Genomic DNA, 3,037 nt, shown 5'->3' with positions numbered 1-3,037 from the left:
ATTAATTTAATCATCAAATATAATCCTCCTTAGTTATTTATATAAATTAAGAAGTTATATTGATACCATATTTTTAATAGAAATTTTATATATTAGCTTCATTATTTATACTTACTTCTTTTTTACTATTTAATGATTTAATTTCATATTCATCATCTAATGGCTTTATTTCTTTTTTATATACATATCTAAACCCTATATAACTTAAAAATACTGATGCCATCTCAGATATAGGAAATGCAAACCATACAAGATTTAAATTACCAGTTTTTGATAGTAAATATGCACTTGGCAACAATACTACTAATTGTCTAAAAGCTGATACCATTAAGCTTAACACTCCATTTCCTAACGATTGAAATACAGATCCTAGTATTACACAAAATCCTGCAAATATAAAGCTTAAGCTTATTGTTTTAAGCGCTGGTACACCTATAATTATTAATTCATTAGAAGCATTAAATAAATTTAATATTTGTTTTGGAAATATTTGTAGTACACATAGTCCTATTAGCATCATACCTACTGCATATACTATACTTATTTTTATAGTGCTGATTATTCTATCTTTGTTTCTTGCACCATAGTTATAAGAAACAATAGGAACCATACCATTATTTAATCCAAATACAGGCATAAATACAAAACTTTGAAGTTTAAAGTATATACCAAAAACTGCTGTTGCCGTAGATGTAAACACTATTATGATTTTATTCATTCCAAAAGTCATAACAGAACTTATTGAACCCATTATTATAGAAGGTATACCTACTGAATAAATCTTTTTTATGGTTTTTAAATCAGGTTTAAACCCCTTTATTTTAATTTTTATTTCATGATTTTTTGTAGCATTTAAATAAATTGCTAATATCATAGCTAGTATTTGACCAATTACTGTTGCTAAAGCTGCTCCTATTATACCCATTTTAGGAAATCCAAATAATCCAAAGATTAATATAGGATCTAATATTATATTTGATATTGCACCTAGTCCTTGTGTTAGCATTATATATAAGGTTTTTCCTGTTGACTGCATTAATCGTTCAAATACAAATTGGCCAAATAATCCAAATGAACAAACTGTGCATATTAGTAAATAATAATATCCTCCATCTATTATTTCTACTACATTAGTTTGACATTCAAAAAAGAATCTAACACCAAATATACCTATTAAGAGAAATAGTAAATAACTTATTATAGCTAAAAATATACCATTATTTGCTACTTTGTTTGCTTCATTAAAATTCTTTTCACCTAAAGACTTTGAAAGTAATGCATTTATACCTACACCAGTTCCAGAGCCAACTGCTATCATAAAATTTTGTAGTGGAAAGGCTAATGATACTGCTGTTAAAGCATTTTCACTTATTTGCGATACAAATATACTATCTACTACATTGTAAAGTGCTTGAACTAACATAGATATAATCATAGGTAATGACATTGTTATAAGTAATTTATTTATGGGCATTACCCCCATTTTATTTTCATTATAATTAGACGTTTCCATAGTAAATGCTCCTTTCTTTTTCTAATTTCTTTGTTGCATTTGCAACTATATGTTCATAAATAATAGGTACCATAAAACTAATTATAGATTATAATACCTATTACAATTAAAGATGATTTCTTATAATTGCTTTTATTTTAAATAGTCATCCTATAAATACCCCCTTAGGTAGCGAAACGCTACATAAGGGGGTATTATATAAAATCATAAGTATTTAATTTTTTATAAACCTAAAACTTTATTTTGTGTCTTTATAAAATCACTAAGCTCCTCTAGTGATGTAGTTATAAATTCATAAACTAAAAATTTTGGATTTATCATTTCTATTAAATTATTTATTTTATTATTTGTAAATGGTTTATGCTCATCTATATTTAATATATGATAAATTATCTCATTGTTTACTTCACTATAATCAATATCTTTATTTTTATACTTTTCTATTTGTTCTTTAACATATTTTCCAGAAAGTGATTTACTTAGATGTATTCCTTTTATATAATCTTTCATATCACCTAGATTACTTATAGTTTCTACTAAATAGTCTATTCCCTCTTCTTCATTATTTATATCTAAGTTTGTATTAAGCAAATGTCCTGTATCTAACATAATACCTTTATTCTTATATTCTATATTTTCAATAAAGTATCTCACTAACTCTGGATCTGTCATTTTTAGACCTGGCCACCATAAATTTTCAAATAGTATAGTTATATTATTATCTAAACCTTTAAATATTTCATTTACTATCTCAATAGTTGCATCTACTACTTCTTTATCTGTATATGTAAACTCATAGTTAAAACAGTCTTTTGTTCTTACATTTGATACATGAAATACTGCATATTCAGCATTTAATTTTTCTGCTATTTTTATTTCTTCTCTGTATTTATCTATTATTACTTTTTTATCAAGATTTCCGTAGTAATTTATTATATCTTCTTTACTGCTAAATTCCTCAAATAACCCCTCTTCATCTTCATTCCAAAAATCTAACCATACAGGATAATGCATTAAATGTGCTCCTATTATTTTATCCTTTGGTATTAATTCTTCGTTGTATAATTGTAAACCAAATAACTCTATTGCATTTATATTATTATCTTCTAAGAATTTGTTTACATTTTTATAGTTATTATTGTATCTGTCCATATCATATTGATATGTAGATAAATTTATAGCTTTTATCATTTAAAATTTCTCCTACCCATTTATTTTTAATTTGCTAGACCTTGTAGCTTAACTTATATCAATACTGTATAGTATTTACCATATTATTTAAATCACATAATATTTAATTTCGATTTTTAATTTAATTAAATTTAATATATAATCCATTTATATAATTATACTAAATTTTATAGTATCTAGGCATAAAAAAGAGAATCAAAATATCTGATTCTCTTTATACTATCCTAAGTACTCTAATACTTCGCCTACATTTTTATCAGTTTTAACTTTATCATATACTTTTTCTATCATGCCATTTTCATCTATTATATAAGTAGTTCTAACTACTCCCAT

General features: G+C 24.7%; 2 protein-coding genes. Both read right to left on the bottom strand.

Features of this window, described 5'->3' with window-relative positions; genetic code table 11:
* Positions 1–85: 85 nt before the first annotated feature.
* On the bottom strand, positions 86–1,513 hold the full coding sequence (locus tag Q5F54_RS12305; RefSeq protein WP_302334517.1) for an MATE family efflux transporter: 1,428 nt from the start codon (positions 1,511–1,513) through the stop codon (positions 86–88).
* Between the two features lie 222 nt (positions 1,514–1,735).
* Complete coding sequence (locus Q5F54_RS12300) at positions 1,736–2,704, bottom strand: TIM barrel protein (protein ID WP_281537747.1); 969 nt, start codon at positions 2,702–2,704, stop codon at positions 1,736–1,738.
* Positions 2,705–3,037: the final 333 nt, after the last annotated feature.

It is taken from the genome of uncultured Romboutsia sp., assembly GCF_958366745.1.
GTDB lineage: Bacteria > Bacillota > Clostridia > Peptostreptococcales > Peptostreptococcaceae > Romboutsia > Romboutsia timonensis.
This window is presented reverse-complemented; position numbering and strand designations above follow the sequence as displayed.